The 19,007-nt window shown below is 39.7% G+C and carries 7 protein-coding genes and 1 tRNA gene; 6 read left to right on the top strand and 2 right to left on the bottom strand.

Annotated features, from left to right (window positions below; all coding sequences use genetic code 11):
• A partial coding sequence (locus GD597_RS21455; RefSeq protein ID WP_216368653.1) for a beta strand repeat-containing protein occupies positions 1-5,949 on the bottom strand: 5,949 nt, incomplete at its 3' end.
• 419 nt (positions 5,950-6,368) lie between these two features.
• Positions 6,369-6,453, bottom strand: a tRNA-Ser gene (locus GD597_RS21450).
• An 81-nt stretch (positions 6,454-6,534) separates the two neighbouring features.
• Between GD597_RS21450 and GD597_RS21445 the strand changes: the two genes are divergently transcribed.
• The 6 genes from GD597_RS21445 (at position 6,535) to nifJ (ending at position 18,460) form a co-directional block, all read left to right on the top strand.
• Positions 6,535-8,358 carry an ABC transporter ATP-binding protein gene (locus GD597_RS21445; protein ID WP_171609977.1) on the top strand — a complete coding sequence of 608 codons (1,824 nt, stop codon included), beginning with the start codon at positions 6,535-6,537 and terminating at the stop codon, positions 8,356-8,358.
• A 321-nt stretch (positions 8,359-8,679) separates the two neighbouring features.
• Positions 8,680-9,114, top strand: coding sequence for a DUF3276 family protein (locus GD597_RS21440; protein WP_171609976.1), 435 nt, complete (start codon positions 8,680-8,682; stop codon positions 9,112-9,114).
• A gap of 108 nt (positions 9,115-9,222) precedes the next feature.
• A complete protein-coding gene (locus GD597_RS21435; RefSeq protein ID WP_171609975.1) occupies positions 9,223-11,895 on the top strand; it encodes a T9SS type A sorting domain-containing protein in 2,673 nt (890 codons plus the stop codon).
• A 296-nt stretch (positions 11,896-12,191) separates the two neighbouring features.
• Entirely contained in the window at positions 12,192-13,841 is a 1,650-nt protein-coding gene (locus GD597_RS21430; protein WP_171609974.1) for an MORN repeat-containing protein, read from the top strand.
• 87 nt (positions 13,842-13,928) lie between these two features.
• On the top strand, positions 13,929-14,507 hold the full coding sequence (gene nudK, locus GD597_RS21425; RefSeq protein WP_171609973.1) for a GDP-mannose pyrophosphatase NudK: 579 nt from the start codon (positions 13,929-13,931) through the stop codon (positions 14,505-14,507).
• A gap of 377 nt (positions 14,508-14,884) precedes the next feature.
• Entirely contained in the window at positions 14,885-18,460 is a 3,576-nt protein-coding gene (gene nifJ / locus GD597_RS21420; RefSeq protein ID WP_216368652.1) for a pyruvate:ferredoxin (flavodoxin) oxidoreductase, read from the top strand.
• Positions 18,461-19,007: the final 547 nt, after the last annotated feature.

The following is a 19,007-nucleotide window of genomic DNA, read 5'->3' as shown; positions in this document are numbered from 1 at the left end:
GCCACCCGTTGCTATTGCTGTAATGCTGCCATTGCTATTGCCACAACTGGCTGTTATACTGCCTGCTGTTACCGTTGCAGCTCCACTATTGCTTACGGTGACGGTTGTTGTACCGATACAGCCATTGGCATCTTTTACACTTACGGTATAGGTGCCTGCACCTACTCCGCTAAACACATTGCCAGCCTGGTAGGTAGTTCCATCGATGCTGTATTGTAATGGTGCTGTGCCACCGGTTGCTGTTGCAAATAACACTGCATCAGGCGTACTACAGGAAGTGGTTGCATTATTTACTATAACTGAAGGTCCAACCAAATTAGTTACAACTAAATTTAAAGATTTTGTACATCCATTGGCATCCTTAACTATTAAAGTATAAGACCCCGCTAATATCCCTGAAAAAGTATTACTACTTTGAAAGTTCGATCCATCAATACTATATTGAAGCGGCAAGGTTCCACCTTGAGTTGCAGCAATAATACTACCATTTGCACTTTCACATGAAGCGCTAACCACTTTAGCAGTTAATTGTTGTGGGCCATTTAAATTTCCCACCAAAATTGATTTACTATTTATACATCCATTTGCATCCTTTTCTGTAATCGTATATAAACCGGAGGAGAGTGAAGAAAATGTATTAGAACCTTGAAAATTTATTCCATCAATACTAAACTGGAGGGGAGCAGTGCCACCTGAACCTGATGCAGTAATAACCCCATTACTATTATCACAAGTGGCAGAAGTTGCGTTTATAGAAAGTAAAGGAGCTGCAGTATTCGCTAAAGCAATACCGGTTGTATTGATACACCCATTCGCATCTTTTACTGTAATATTGTAAAAACCGGCAGATAGTCCAATAAAGGTATTACTGGTTTGAAAAACCAAGCCATCTACTGCATATTGATAGGGTTGTACACCATTGGCACCATTGGCAACTATGGTTCCATCGCTTCCTCCACAGGAAGCGTTAATAGTAAAAGCAGAGACCTTAGGCAACGCTGCCTTTCCAACTGTGATTGTAGCGTTATCCGAACAACCAGCTGCATCCAACACTGTAATAGTATAAACACCTGGGGCAAGGTTATCAAAAAAGTTTATACTTTGGAAAATAGTACCATCAATACTGTACCTGAGAGGTGCTTTACCACCTGATGCAAGAATTGTAATTTTTCCATTATTTGTATTACACGAAGCGGCTGTTGCATTTAATGTAAATATTGGAGCTCCAGGGTTATTGATAACTACTGAAACACCACTTGTACATCCAGTTACATCTTTAACTGTTACTGAATAAGTACCTGCAGATAGCCCGGTAAACAATCCACTTTGCTGGTAAAGCCCTCCATTAATATTAAACGACAAAGTGCCAGAACCTCCTGTACCAACAGCTGTTATTGTACCATTACTTAAACCACAAGTGCCATCTGTTTTTGAGGCTGAGACTGTTGGTCCGCCCGTATTTAAAACTGTTACCGAAATAAATGTAGTACATCCTTCCGCATCCTTAATTCCAATAATATATGTACCAGCTGAAAGTCCATTAAATGTGCCGCTCGCTTGTAAAATACCACCATTAATATTATACTTATATGGCTTTGTACCACCACTACCTACTGCAGTTATACTACCATTGCTCGTACCACAAGGTGTAGATGTTGAAGTGGCAGTAAGTGTGGGTGCACCAATATCAGGAACAGTAACAACTTTCGAACTTGTACAACCATTTGCATCCCTTACTGTAACTACATAATCACCTGGAGGAAGTTTATTAAATGTACCACTTCCCTGAAAATTCACACCATCAATGCTAAAATCAAGCGAGCCCGTCCCTCCATTGGCTGTTACCTGAATACGCCCCTCATTGTTACCGCAAAATGAAGGATCAATTTTTTTAACAACGATTTGAGGGGCCGGACCATTACCTACATTTACAATGGTAGCCGAGGTTGAATTTATACATCCATTGGCATCTTTTACTGTAACGGAATAGGTTGACGGGGTAACATTTATAAAACTCCCACTACTCTGAAAATTGACACCATCTATACTAAATTGATAAGGGACAACACCTCCTGTGGCCGTTGCATTTATGGTTCCATTATTATTATTACAATTTGCATTTGTTTTAGTTACACTTATATTGGCAGATGATATAGCACCAACAGTAATTTTTGTTTCTACTGTACATCCATTGGCATCTTTTGCAGTAACAGTGTAATTACCACTTAACAGTCCTGTAAAAACATTATTGCTTTGAAAATTTGCGCCATTTATGCTAAACTGAATTGGCGCCACCCCGCCTTTGGAAATTGCAGTAACAGTTCCATTATCTCCTGTACAAGTGGTAGATATAGAACTGGCAGTTACTGATAATCCGGAGGCATTCAGAATGTTAACCGTGGTTGACTTATAACAACCCAATGCATCTTTTACCGTTACTGTATAAATGCCTTCTGATAGGCCTGTAAAAACATAGCCCGGTTGATAACTTATTCCATCAATGCTATAGGATAATTGGCCGGTTCCTCCAGAACCTGTAATTGTTATAGTTCCGTCATTAATATTACAGGATGCAGGCGTAGCTATTGCACTTAATTGGGGGCCGGAGGTTGCGACTACAGCAATCGAGGCGGTATTTATACACCCAAAAACATCTTTTACATAAACAATATAATTTCCGGCAACTAACCCAGTAAATAAATTCCCTGCCTGAAAAATAAAACCATTTATACTATATTGAAATGGGCCTGTTCCAGTAGCAGAAGCAGTTATGGTGCCATTATTACCTACACAAGTAGCAGGGGTTGAAACAGCAGATGCAACAGGTCCGTTTGAACTACTAACAGTAGCCTGAATGCTACTGCTACATCCATTAATATCCTGTACAGTTACTGTATAAACTCCCGGAGCCAAACCACTAAATACATTGCTCGCCTGAAAAAAAACACCATCAATACTATACTGAAGTGGCGATATACCACCTGTGCCAGTGGCTGTAATGCTGCCATTAAAATTATTACAGGCAGCCGGGGTTGTAACAACAGTAACAGAAGGAACTGGAGAATTTGTTACTGTTACATTTAATGTTTTTAAACAACCATTTGCATCCTTCACATACACTGTATAACCACCAGCAGATAAATTTTCAAAGAAATTCCCTGATTGAAAATTGTTACCATCTATACTGTATTGCAAAGGCTGCCGCCCCCCTGTTCCATAGGTGGTAATGCTACCATTACTATTCCCGCAGGTAGCAGCAATTGGAGTTGCCGTTAGCTGTGGTGAAGGAAAATCAATTATATTAACACTTGATGCATTAGTACAGCCATTGGCATCTTTTACTATCAAAGTATAATTACCAGCTACAAGACCTGTAAATATCTTAGCCAATTGGTAAGTAACACCATTGATACTATACTGCAAAGGCGCCTGCCCTCCGGTGGCTGATGCAGTGATGGTGCCATTATTACCACTACAGGTAGCATCTGATTTGGTATAGGTAAGTACCGGACCATTTGAATTATTTATTGTTACAGTATCTGCACTTTTACAACCACCTCCGTCTTTTACTGTTATGATATACACACCTGCACCCATACCAGTAAACAACCCGCTTCCCTGAAAAGATACACCGTCTTTACTATAGCTATATGGGCCAATACTTCCGGAACCATTAGCTGTAATACTGCCTGTAGTATTGCCACAACTGGCATCTGTAGTTGATACAGAGATGGTTGGCCCGGGCAAAACAAAACTAATCGTAGTAAGCGAACCACTGCATGTTTGATTTACGTATACTTTAACCGTATAGTTTATTCCGGCCGACAATCCAGTAAATACACCGGTTGAATTACTGGCAATCTGTGTATTCCCATCATACAAAACATAAGTTATTGTAGAACCAACGGGCGGGGCCGGACTAATATTTACTGAGGCAGTGCCGGTACCACAATTGGCATTTACACTTAATGTATATGAGGTACTTATACACCCATAAGAAGATACATCAAATGCACCTATAAAACCATCACCACTTGCATAAATTAGTTTCTGAGATTCATTGTATGCAAGATCATATACAGAACTGTTGCTGTAACCTGGTACATTAATATCATTGGCTGCCCCATCATCAAAAGTAGCCCCGTTAAATTTGTATACTTTAATTGTTCCTTTTGTAGATCCAACAAAAATATTATTACACTCATCTGCTATAATACCACCACTCATTAAATTTATATTCGCTGGTATTGTTAGTGGTGTACCAACCGTATTTCCTGTAAGTTTATCAAAGGCCTTCAGGTTTTTGCCATCCCAATAAAAAAAATATGATGAATTTACTGCAAGTACATTGCTTGAATTGTCAATATTACTCCCCGCCAAAAAAGGACGGTTAGCAATTTCCTGTATAGCAACAAAACCAGAATATAAACTCCAGCCTATAGAACCTGCACTATAAGGCGCAGTATTTTTAAATATCTTATTACTAAGGGCCGGTGTTCCATACAATGATCCATATATGGTATACATATCATTGGTAACCGGGTCTATTACAATATCAGAAATATCCTGCGCCCAACCATCAACTCCTGTATAGGGGATACCTGTTATATTCAATGCACTAATAGTGGTAGATGGTGGAGTACAAATACCAAAATTTGTATTTGAATTGGTTCCCCCACCGGCAATTAATATCTGTGGCGAACCATTATTACAACTCCAGTACATCTTCCAGTCTTCCCTGAAATTAGGGTTGGCAGTAGTAATATAATTATCATAAATACCAGCAGTAGTTAACCGGATAATACTAAAACCATTTAAATATTCAAATCCCTGCCCCAAATAAATAGAACCCGTATTTTTCTCTACTACCCAACCACCATAATAGGTACCAAACTGCCAGCTTGGATTGGTTAAAATGCCGGAAAAAGACCATTGCAAAACACCATTGGCATCATATTTTGCAATCATATGATTGGTACCACCATCACCACCGCCGGAAACATACAAATTACCCGCATAATCAAAATCAATATCCTTTGCCTTACCGGTGTTTAAACCCACCAAATTGGACGTAGAACTTACAAAAGGGTCTATAACAATAGTTTTGGTGGTATCATACAATTCCTTGCTATAAAAGCCTACTACATTATTTTCCCTGCGAAAACTAAATTTAATTTTATGTGTGCTATCTCCCTCGTAAAAACTTATCGGCTGCGATTGCTGAAAGCCACCCACCTCAGTTAACATTTTCAAATCACCATTCGATAGTGATTTTAGCTTTTTAATATCCCCGCCAAAAAGCATTTTCACATTACTTAAATTGGCACCAGGATGTAAAGTTATATTATACTCAAAACCTGTTTTACCTGTTTTATCAAAATAAAAGGTAATATCAACACCGGGATAAAGCTCCTTGTAGGTAATTCTTTTGTAGGCCCTGGCTTTGTTTTTTAAAGTACCAAACGAAAAATAGGACTTTGAAACATCTTCTGCTATAATTTGTACATCAGGGTTTGCGTTTAGCCATTGCATGGTGGCCACACTCACCTTTTTGCTTTTTTCCTCTTCTTCCTTATCACCTTCATCTTCACGTTTTTCCAGTTTATCCCTTTCCTTTTCAGTCATTGCCTCCTGCTCCTGCTCCAGAAAAAAAATCCCCTTTTTTGTAAAAAAAACTGGCATGGCAAAACCCTGAAATCCAAACTCTATCGGCCCCATATACTGATAGGCCGCTGGCCCATCGCCATATTGACCAACATTTTCAATAAAAGATGCCTGTGTACCGAATACATCATTATTTGCAGCGGCTAACTTATTGATGGTTTTTAACTGTGCGTTAGCCGTAGCCGGCCCCAAATTAGTTTGGGCAATTACCCTAACCGTTAAAGTAAATTGTAGCAATAATAGCAGCAGCGAAAGAAAAAATGTATGGCCCTTAAAATTTCTCATGTACAAAAAATAGAATATGTTGGCCAAAAGCCCAATAAAGCAATAAGTCTCTGTAATTAGTCATTCTGGTGGGGTTAAATGTAACTATACAACCATTTTATAAACTTCGTTTGGGGTTGAATCGGCAATATTATTAGTTAAACTGGTATTTTAACAGGCAGAATAAAAACTTAAGCAAGATATAAGTAGTAAATATTGGTAGCCAAACAATTACATATATATCAGCTTTACTTGCGTCGCACTCTTGTACGTCAGGTAACATCAATCAACAAATCCTGGGGTAAAAAACAGTTTAATACTGTAGCAGCATGTTTTTAGCAGAATAATTAATAAAAACTTCAAAAGGTGATTATTTAATACACGGAACCTTAAACAAAAAAGTCTTTGAAAACATCATGTTTACAAAGACTTTTTTTAAGCGGAGAGTTAGGGATTCGAACCCCAGGACCTGTTACAGTCAACAGTTTTCAAGACTGCCGCAATCGACCGCTCTGCCAACTCTCCGGGTGCAAAATAATAGTGCCGAATGTTATCTTCCAAAAAAATTAAATGCAATACCGGTATTTTTGCTAAAATTTTTCTTGATTGAAACACCTTTCGGCCGCAAATAAATATTTCTGGAAATACCGCAAACGCTTACTAATAGGCGCTTTTTTTGTTATAGCCTCCAATTATTTTGGTGTTTTGGCTCCGGAAATTACCGGCTACATTGTTAATAAAGTTCAGCAACATTTACCCGGTGCTGCGCAGGTTAATAATAAAACCACCTATAATAGTACCGTTAATTTCTTTGTGGCCTGGGTAGAAAAATTAAATTTCACTCAGGTGGTATTGGTATGTAGTCTTACCATTTTATTGCTGGCCTTATTAAGAGGGCTTTTTATGTTTATGATGCGCCAAACGCTTATTGTAATGAGCCGGCTCATAGAATTTGACATGAAAAACGAAGTGTACAATCACTATCAGCAACTGGATGCAGGATTTTATAAAGTTAATCGTACCGGCGACCTAATGAACCGCATATCCGAGGATATCAGCCGGGTGCGCATGTACACAGGCCCGGCGGTAATGTATTTTGTAAACCTGGTTTCCTTAATTGCATTTTGCGTGGTAAATATGCTGCGAAAAGATGTTTATTTAAGCATGATGGTATTAGCCCCCTTACCTATTCTGGCTATTACCATTTATTTCGTAAATACGCTAATCCATAAAAAAAGCGAACAGGTACAAGGCGCTTTATCCGATCTAACTACCAATGCACAGGAGTCATATTCAGGCATTCGCGTAATTAAATCTTTTGTTCAGGAAAAAGCAATGCTTTATTTTTTTAAAGCCAACAGCGAAACCTATCGTAAAAATGCCATTGGTCTTGCCAAAACGGAAGCGATTTATTTCCCAAGCATGACGCTAATGGTGGGCCTAAGTACCTTGCTTACCATTTTAATTGGTGGCAATATGGCTTTGGAACACCCTGATAAAATTGGCATTATTGTAGAGTTTGTTATTTATATAAATATGCTTTCTTTCCCGGTAACTGCTATTGGTTCTGTTGCCAGCATGGTGCAAAGGGCCGCAGCATCGCAAAAAAGATTAAACGAATTTTTACAAACTACACCCAATATACAAAGTCCGGCCCCCACAGCCGCCGACACACAGCAATTGAATGGTGATATTGCATTTAATAATGTATCGTTTACCTACCAGCACACCGGCATTCAGGCACTAAAACATTTTAACCTTACCATTAAAGAAGGACAAAAAATATTGGTATTGGGGCGCACCGGAAGTGGTAAATCAACCATGGCGCAATTGCTGCTACGTTTTTTTGATGCAAATGAAGGCAATATTACCATTAACGGCAAAGACTTGCGTAATATTCCCTTACACAACTTACGCAACAATATCAGTTACGTGCCGCAGGATGTTTTTTTATTCAGTGATACGGTTGCCGGTAATATCAGTTTTGGTTTACCGCACATTGCTGATATGAATACCATCACCCATGCAGCTACCATGGCTGGCATTCACCAGGAATTATCAGATTTGCCAAACGGCTATGAAACCATGGTGGGTGAACGCGGGGTTACACTTAGCGGCGGACAAAAACAACGGCTATCCATTGCAAGGGCACTTATTAAACAGCCCCGTATAATGGTTTTTGACGATTGCCTTAGCGCCGTTGATGCCAAAACAGAGCACCTGATTATAAATAACCTGTACAAGGTGATGGAAAATAAAACAGCCATTTTAATTACCCATCGCATTTTTACAGTGCTAAACTTTGATCAGATAGTAATTATTGACGAAGGCACTATTATTGAACAGGGAACACATGCCGAACTTATGGCATTAAAAGGGTATTATGCAGAACTCTATCAAATGCAAATGAGCCAGGATAATGCTGCATAAATACATGGTTTTTTATGAAAAACTCAATTATCATTAACCATATCAGTATAATTTATATATCCAACCCTGGTTTTAAAGCCGCCATATTTTAGAAAGTACAAGAGTGCGACGCAAGCGGCGATGCCATACATTTTATTGCCCGGCTAATAATACATTTTTACAAAAAACAGGTTGAAAATTCGCCTGTTTATGCAGCTAAAATCATTTATTGGCATAGAATTTTAGAAAAAACATGAAATGATTGTTTAAAATTTTGGCAATTTGAAAACAGTACTATATTTGCGACATTAAAAGATTGGTTAACCAAAATCATTTTGAACAGTGGCTTACGAAAATAACGACAAGAAAATGGAGAGCGTTTATAGCAAACGCATTAGAGCGGGAAAAAGAAGAACTTACTTTTTTGATGTTAGGGCCACTCGTGGTAATGATTATTTTCTAACCATAACTGAAAGCCGTAAACGTTTTAATGATGATGGCTACGACAGACATAAGATATTTTTATATAAAGAAGATTTCAACAAGTTTGTAAAAGCACTTGGCGAAGCGGTTGATTATGTAAAAACCGATTTAATGCCCGATTTTGATTTTGATGCTTTTAACCATGAATACCCTGAAGGCAACGAAGAAGGTGGCGCCGTAGAAGAAACTGCACCTGAAGCAGTGGCAACTACCAGCATTGAGGAAGAAATTGCTACACCGGTAGCCAGCGATAATATTAATACTACACACTCGGAAGAAGTAGATAAATGGTAATTTATTTGTGAAAGAAATTTTAAATGGCTGTCTTTATTAGGCAGCCTTTTTTATTCTGCCCTTGAAATGGTACTTTTAATTTAAAATAGTTTTATTTAAATAGTTGTCATGAAAAACATGCTTTACCGGTTCATCATATTTGGTTTATTACTCTGCACCCAAACAAAATCAACCGGGCAATTGATTAAAGTAGACCTTGACGAAAAAATAACCAATGCACCACTAATTGTGGAAGGACGGGTTATTAACCGTAAAAGTTTCTGGAATCAGGCACATACCATGATTTATACCTCAAATAGGGTTGAAGTATATAAATTATTTAAAGGCAACACTGTACCTAAAACCATTGAAATAATTACACAGGGCGGATCTGTGGGATTGGAATATGTTGAAGCCAGCGATTTATTGCAATTAGAGAATAGCCAAACAGGCATTTTCTTTTGCGAACCAAACCGCATTAATATACGGTCTCCCTTTACTAATGCCATTTTATTTGACGTATACAGTAGCGACCAGGGCTTTTTAAGATATGATTTGCAAAAAGACGAAGCCTATGCCCCATTTGCCAATTATAAAAACATTGAGGCCGGCCTTTACACCGAGATTGAAAAAAAATGCGGTGGAACCTATAAATTAATCAACCCATCTTTTAATATTTCAGCCGCCATAAGTAAAGCCAATCAGGTGGTACAGGGCCCGGCAGGTGCGCAGGCTACCATTTCTTCTTTTGCACCTTCCACGGTGCATGCTGGTGCATTGCTGGATGCGGCCAACAATGTGCTTACCATTAACGGCAGTGGTTTTGGCAGTACCCCTTCTGGCTCGGCAGGTATACGTTTTACAGATGGCAGCCCATCAAACGCCAATATTGATTTGTTTTTTACAGTTCCCTATAAATCCTTTTATGTTATTTCATGGACGGATACCAAAATAGTAGTAAAAGTACCTGCAAGGGCGGCCACAGGTAATTTTGGCGTAGTTACCAGTAATGGATCAGTTGAATTTGCCGCCAGTCCGCTAATAGTATCTTATGCTATTTTAAATGCTACCTTTTTAAACTTAGGTGGCTACGACAGCGTATTTGCAGAAACAAGAATGGTGAATACCAATAATGCCGGCGGCTATACCATTTTATATAGTACCAATACAGCAGGTGGTGGAAAAAACTTTTTTACTTCAACCGAGAAAGAAACCTTTGCACGGGCACTTAATACATGGAAAGAGCAAGTAGGTGTAAACTTCACCGAAGGTGGTACTACTACCTTACAACAGGTAAGAACCAGTGACGATAAAAATGTAATTATGTTCGATAATGCCAACACGGGTAACCTTCCTTTACAGGCAGGTGTATTGGCCACTACTTACAATAAATTTCTGGGCTGTGTAATTGGCAATGTGGTATACGCTTCTCAAAAATCAGAGTTTGATGTAGTCATAAGAAATCCCGGGGTTTCAGTTGGCAATACCAGTTTTACAACAGGCCCCTGTTTTCCTGCCAATAATGATATTGACCTGGAAACTACCATCCTGCACGAACTGGGACATGCTATTAACCTGGGCCATATTAATGATACCTACGAAGGCAATACTGTACCAAATGTAAATGCAGCCAAGCTAATGCATTACCAGATAGTAAACTATGTTACCAGGCGTTCATTGGATAATTCGGCCTACACAGGAGGTTTATATGCCTGCCAGCAATTAAATGCAGATTATGGTGTTTGTACGGGTTTATTCGCCTCAGAAATGACGCCCCTGAATTATATTACCATTCCAAATGATGAATGTCCGCTTACATTCCCTACTGCGGCTACACCTGATGGCACTTCGGTAATATTCGATTTGGCACATGCCACCAGTAATCTAAATAAAGACCCACAGTTTACCGCAGTAAACTGTACCGGCAATGGCACTTCAGTAACCAATAATGGCTGGTATGTTTATCGCACGGCAGCTGGCACAAATAAGCTATCTCTATATATTTCAGGCTATACCACCACACCGGCATCTCAAGCTGCTTGTACAGGTCAGGGTGTTCGGGTATCAGTATACGATTTAAATACCTGCCCAGATGGCCAAAATTTTCCGGCACCCATTGCCTGTGTAATATTTACTACCAATGGGCCAATAGCTGATATTACCGGCTTGCAGGCCAACCACAATTATGTTTTATACTTCGATGGATTACGAAATACCAAAGCCAGCTTTGTTGCTACCATCAATGGTTTACCTGCCAACCCGGCTGCAGTAACTTTAACAGGCCAGTTTGTAACGCCGAATAATGAATTATCAGTGGCTGTTGCGAAGGCTGGTACTATTCAAAGCCTGGATATTGAAAGAAGTGCAGACAATATTGTATATAATCAATTAAGCAGTATTAGCCTTAATACCAACATAATTGGCACCTATAATTATGCTGATGCATCCCCGCTTTCGGGCAATAACTACTACCGTATAAAAATTACCAATACCAATAGTACGGTAGAATATTCCAATGTGTTGCTTTTATCCAATTCTGCAGGGGCATTTAATATTTTTCCCAATCCGGTGTACGATAAATTAAACATCAATTTTAATGTAGTTGCTGCCGGTGAATACCAAAGTCAGGTATTTAACATGATGGGACAATTATTGCTTACGCAAAAAGATGCATTAGGCACAGGCACTCAAACCATCAGACTGCCATTTATCAATCTGGCATCAGGCATGTATTTTATAAAGCTTTCCGATAGCGAAGGCAATATTATTACCAAACAAAAGGTATTAAAACTCATTAAATAAGCCACACAATAGAAACGGGTTATTTTTTTTGAATTATTTGTGTTCAGGCAATAGGATATCTATTTAGCATCCTTGTGTCACTCACTTGTACGCCATCACATCAGGCAGCAGGTACGTGCCAAGCCTGGCATCCCAACAATATAATCCTATGCAGGCAACTGCTGTAAAACGCCTACATTTCCCTATAAAACGGCCCATCCACTTCAAAATATACCTGTCAATGGGTATTTGCAAAACAGCATATTTTAAACAAATTTGCCTATTAATAATTTTATAAACACAGTAAATAGTATAATATGAAACAATATCTGCTGCTTTCACTGTTACTAATAACCGTTTTTTGCAAAGCCCAGTTAGTAACAACCGGTAAAATTGAAAAATTAAAAGATGCCTGGGGAGAAAGCTTTACCTACACCGGAGAAATAAAAAACAAACAACCCAACGGTATGGGTGTAGCCATTTATAGTAACGATTATGTATTGTATTATGCAGGTAGCTTTTTAAACGGCCAGTACAATGGTAAAGGCGTTTTACTCTATAAAGATGGCAGTTTCTTAAGTGGCAACTGGAAAAATGGCAAACAGGATGGCCCTGGTGCACATTTAAATAAAAGCGGCGATTTGTTTGTTGGCGGTTTTTTAGATGGCAAAAAAGAAGGTAGCGCCAAATATGTATATGGTAATAATGGTATTTTGGTGGGCAACATGAAAGCCGATGAATACGATGGCCGTTGCATTTATATACCATCTGATTTTAAAACCCTTAATGACAACATATATGTAGCCGGCAAAAAAAATGGCAGTGGTTACCAGTATGAGTTTGGAAGCAAGAAATTATTTGAAGGCACATGGAAAAATGGCGAATGGCAAAGCAGTGGCACTGCCAGTTATAATAGTTTTTTAAAACACCCCAAATTTATTGCAGAAAAAACTGATGCCCATTTACTAATGGCTGTCACCAACAGCAAAAACCTGCTGGATGATACCTCTTTTGCTTACGATTACTCCCTTAAGAAAAGATATTTTGGACGCTATAATGATGGCTTTATAAAAAGCGGCATTATCGTTAGAGACGATTCAACCAGGTTTATTGGCAACATTAATACAGATGGGGCTTATGGACAAGCTTGCCTTTTAAAAGTGGGCAAATACTTTGATGAAGGCACCTATGAAAAAGACTTTTTAACCGGCCCAAATAGCCTTAGTATTAACATAGAAAAGAAAACAGTTTACCAGGGTGCAGCAAGCAATGGCGGCGAATTTACCGGTAAAGCTTTTTTTGTAAATGCCAGTGGCGTTATTTATTATGGTGATTATAAAAAAGGCTTGTTTACAGGCCAGGGCTATAAAATTGGCACCGACGGTATTTGCATAAAAGGCACTTGGGATGATGGTAGCCTACAAACCCTTACCAGCCTAACTTCTGCTACAGGTGAAAATATAAATTTAAAGCCAGCCTCACTCTCAGACGCTTTAACCAATGCCATAAAATTTTATAATAATTATTTTTCTGCCATTGAGGGGAAAGAAAATTATGATCTTGATTGGGAAGATGTGGATGTTGCTTATTCCAGTAATTATCATTTCCCCGGCAGCACTGGCGATTATATTTTTGACGATTACGATTACTCCACTTATTACCTGGCTACTTATACATCAACAACAGATTTTACAAAAGCCAAAGCCAAATATGATGAACTTTGCAAACAGGTAAAAGCAGCAAAACTTAACTTACAAAAAGGGGTTGCTCCAGTACTTCTGGAAGGTAGTATAGAAAGTGCCACCGAAGGCGCCGAAAAAACCATCAGCAAGTTTGCAGTACCGTCTTCTATTAGCGGATATAGCACCATGCAGCTGGGTGTGGGCATTATGCAAAAGGATGATGGATACTATGAAGTATTCATTATCATAGGCGATGATTTTGGATATTTTTTTGAAGAGGATTAACCTTATATAAAGTCAATTGCCATTTTTTTGATAAATGGTACATTCCATCCGGTGCTAATATTGAATCTTTACGTGTAAAATGCCAACATGCAAACACACGTAAAGATTCAAAACACCGAAATTCTTTCCAATAACTGGTATACCCTTAAAAAAATAACCTATCAATATTTAATGCCTGATGGCAGCTGGCAAACCCAAAGCCGCGAAGCCTACGACAGGGGCAATGGTGCCACCATACTGCTGTACAATTCAGAACAAAAAACAGTAATACTTACCCGCCAGTTTAGAATGCCTACTTTTATTAATGGTAACCCAACAGGCATGCTTATAGAAGCCTGTGCAGGTTTATTGGATAAAGACAATCCCGAAGATTGCATAAAACGCGAAACCGAAGAAGAAACAGGTTATAAAATAACCCAGGTACAAAAAGTGTTTGAAGCGTATATGTCGCCCGGCTCTGTTACCGAAATCTTATACTTTTTTGTAGCTGCCTACACCAAAAATATGAAAGTACACGACGGTGGCGGGATTGAGCATGAGCAGGAAAATATTGAAGTGCTTGAACTGCCCCTGCAATCCGCCCTGCACATGATTAGTACCGGAGAAATTAAAGATGGCAAAACCATTATGTTATTGCAATATGCCCAACTGCATCAATTGGTATAAAGGCAAAAAAGTAAACAGCCTATATGTACCAGGCTTTTGATTAATTATGAAGCCCGGTTGCGTCGCACACTGCAGGGTTCTGTTCGCTATTGAGCAAAAAATTGCACCATAGTATTACTACAGCTCAAAGGCAGGCGGATAGCAGTGAATACCCCGCTGAAGGTCTGTGCGTTTGGGCTGTGGCGGAGTAGTAACGGATAGCCGCAACTACAGCTGCACCCTTATTTCCTGCCAACTGCCCCAAAATATAAAATAGTTAGCAGCCTATTTATATAAAGTTTTAGTGCCTAAATCATCTTACAAACTGATATTCATCAGGTTTTTTAGTTATATAAGATTGCAATTTGCGTTATCAAATATTTCATAAAACCTGTATTATGGAAACTGCAAACGCAACACTCCCCACCGAAAATGCTACTGTAAAAACAAAAAACACTGCCGCAATTATGGATGGCAACGAAGCCGCCGTATACATTGCTTATAAAACCAGTGAAGTATGTGCTATTTATCCCATTACACCATCTTCGGCCATGGGCGAATTTGCAGATGAATGGAGCAGCGACAACAAAACCAATATTTTTGGTGAGGTACCAAAAATTATAGAAATGCAAAGTGAAGCCGGCGCTGCCGGTGCTATACACGGTGCATTACAGGGTGGTGCCCTGGCATCTACCTTTACCTGCTCACAAGGGTTATTATTAATGATACCCAACATGTACAAAATTGCAGGTGAGTTAACCCCAACAGTGTTTCATATTGCCGCCCGTTCACTGGCTACACACGCACTTTCCATTTTTGGAGACCATAGTGATGTAATGGCAGTAAGATCTACAGGTTTTGCCATGTTGTTTGGCAATAGTCCGCAACAGGCACACGATATGGCCCTTATAGCAACCTCAGCCACCTTAAATGCCAGTATCCCATTCTTAAATATATTCGATGGCTTCCGTACTTCGCACGAATTAAATGAAGTAGAAATTTTGTCTGATGAGGTGATTACGGCCATGATTAATACAGATGCAGTGGCCCGCCACCGCAGCCGTGCACTTAACCCCGATAATCCTTTTATACGCGGTACCGCCCAAAACCCCGATGTGTATTTTCAAAGCCGTGAAGCCTGTAACCAATACCATTGGGATGTACCTGGTTATGTAGAAGCAGCCATGGAACAATTTAAACAACTTACCGGCCGTGCCTATAAACTGTTTGAATATTATGGCCATCCCGAAGCAGAGAATATCATTATCATCATGGGATCTGGTTCTGGTACTGTACACGAAACAGTAGATTATTTAAACAGCAAAGGCGAAAAAACCGGTTACCTGAATGTACACCTGTATAGGCCATTCTCAGTAAAACACTTTATTAATGCCTTACCTGCAACAGTAAAACATATTGCTGTATTAGACCGCTGTAAAGAAACAGGCGCCATTGGCGAACCATTATATATGGATGTGATCAATGCACTACATTCGGGTTGGGATCATGCAATGCCAAGTGTTATTGGCGGCCGTTATGGTTTGGCTTCCAAAGAATTTAACCCAGCCATGGTGATGGCCGTGTTTAATGAACTGAAAAAAGACAAACCGCTAAAAAGTTTCACCGTGGGTATTGAAGATGATGTTACCCATACCAGCCTTACATATGATAAAACCTTTAACCTGGAAAGCCAACACCTTTTCCGTGGTTTATTCTTTGGCTTAGGTGCAGATGGTACCGTAAGTGCCAACAAGAATACCATTAAAATTATTGGCGATGTTACCAATTACCATGTACAGGGTTATTTTGTGTACGACTCAAAAAAATCTGGCTCATTAACCGTATCGCACTTACGTTTTAGCGAAAAACAGGTACAATCCACCTATCTGGTAAATGCCGCCAATTTTGTTGCCTGTCATCACTTTCATTACCTGGAAAAATATGATATCCTAAAAGATGTGGAGCATGGAGCTACCTTCCTTTTAAATACCCCTTACCCTACTGAGGAAGTTTGGTATAACCTGCCACAAAAAATTCAGGAAGAAATAAAGGAGAAGCAATTAAAGCTTTATGCCATCAACGCATCTAAAGTAGCCAAAGAAACCGGCATGGGTTCACGTATTAATTCCATTTTACAAACCTGCTTCTTTGCTATTTCCAATGTAATTCCAAAAGAAGAAGCCATCAATTATATTAAAGGGGCCATTAAAAAAACCTATGGTCGTAAAGGGGAAGAAGTTGTAAAGAAAAATTTTGATGCGGTAGATAAAACCCTTGAAAACCTTTCTTTAATCGACTATACCAATTTCACCATTGGCAACAAAGCCATTGAACCCGCTATTTCTGGTAATGCACCGGAATTTGTACAACAGGTACTTTCCCGCATTATTGCCGGTGAAGGCGATGATTTACCGGTAAGCGCCTTCCCTGCAGATGGTACTTATCCATCTGGTACCACCAAATACGAAAAACGTAATATTGCAGATCAGGTACCCGTTTGGGATCCAAGCCTTTGTTCTCAGTGCGGTAAATGTTTCTTTGTATGTCCGCATGCTGCTATCAGGCCAAAAGTGTATAACAACGATCTGCTGGCCGATGCGCCCGGTTTCTTTAAACATACAGCCCCAATTGGTAAAGAGTTCTTTAAAGATACGGAGTCTTATACCCTGCAGGTATCAGTAGAGGATTGCACTGGTTGTAACCTTTGCGTAGAAGTTTGCCCCATAGAAAGCAAAACCGAACCCGGCCACAAAGCCATTAATATGTTCGATGTAATGCCGCTAAAAGAAACCGAAAAAGAAAACTGGGATTACTTTATCGCCCTGCCTGATTTAGACCGGGAAAGAGTGAACCGTAATACCGTAAAAGGTTCTCAGTTACTGGAACCCTTATTCGAATTCTCCGGTGCTTGCAGCGGTTGTGGCGAAACACCTTACCTTAAATTACTTACCCAATTATTTGGCGATAGAATGACGGTAGCCAACGCCACCGGTTGCTCTTCCATATTTGGCGGTAACTTACCCACTACACCCTGGAGTAAAAACAAAGAAGGCATTGGGCCAGCCTGGGCAAACTCATTATTTGAGGACAATGCAGAGTTTGGCTTAGGTATAAAACTAGCTAATGATGCTAAAAGAGCCTATGCCATATCCATCCTAAAAACATTAAAAGACGATGTAGGTACCGAGCTTGCTGAAGCCATTCTTAATAATGAGGAAGGCAGCGAAGCCGCAATTATTCAGCAGCGCAAATTGGTTACCGAATTAAAAGCCCGTTTAAAATCCATAGAAAAACCAGCAGCACAGATACTATTACAAATTGCCACCTTCCTCGAACATAAATCTATGTGGATTATTGGTGGCGATGGCTGGGCCTACGATATTGGCTTTAGCGGACTAGATCATGTGCTTTCCACAGGCGAGAACATAAATATTCTGGTGCTGGATACAGAAGTGTATTCCAATACCGGCGGACAAAAATCCAAATCCTCTCCTATTGGTGCCAGTGCTAAGTTTTCCATTAAAGGTAAAACCACCGGCAAGAAAGACCTGGCCATGCAGGCCATTGCACACGGAACCGCATTTGTTGCAGAAATTGCCATGGGTGCCAACGATGTGCATGCCCTAAAAACCATTCTGGAAGCAGAAGCTTATCCGGGTCCTTCCCTTATCATTGCCTATAGCCATTGTATTGCACATGGATATGATATGTGCCATGGCTTAGACCAGCAGGATCTGGCAGTAAAATCCGGATATTGGCCATTATTCCGCTATAACCCATTAAAAGAACAGGGCAAACGTTTTGTGCTCGACAGTAAAGATCCTTCCGTACCATTGGAAGAATTCCTGTACCACGAAAACAGGTTTGCTACTATTAAAAACAATTATCCTGAGAAAGCCCACGAATTCTTAGATCTGGCCAACGATGGCATCAAAACAAGATGGGATAGAATTCAGGCCTTAAAGTCGCTTTAGTTTTTGTAATTTTACAGGTTGGCGGGGAACTTCTTTTGGGGTTCCCCCTTTTTATGTGCATACTATAAATAAACGCTTTTTTGTACCCGGCTACAACAAAGCCATCAGCTTCGCTTGCGTCGCACTCTTGTGCGTTCGGGGCAATGGTCAGCAGGAATAATGCAATCAATTATCAGGCAGGTTTACCAAGACCCAATTTAACATCATCCTCAACTCGAATCCAAGGCTTCTGGCACGCAAGGAGAATGTTTTGCCAGGAGATGCTGAAACAAGTTCAGCATGACGATGCAGTGATTGGCTGTTTGGCTAACCGCTAGCAGCTAATGGCTATAGGCCATGTGCCTTTGGCTGTTTGGTGAATAGCAATCTGTTGCAATTAACCACAGTAGCACCACAGCTTAATGAATATTCCCTCCCGAAAACGGGCAGTTTCGTTTTCGGGTGTCTTTTTTTGGTTCTTTTTTGGACAAGCGAAGTAGCTGTCAGCTGTTAGCTTTTAGCTGTTAGCTTAAGGCATTTGATAATTGGCTGTTTGGCTAATGGCCAG

Source organism: Limnovirga soli (genome assembly GCF_013106755.1).
In the GTDB taxonomy this organism is placed as follows: Bacteria; Bacteroidota; Bacteroidia; order Chitinophagales; family Chitinophagaceae; genus Limnovirga; species Limnovirga soli.
This window is presented reverse-complemented; position numbering and strand designations above follow the sequence as displayed.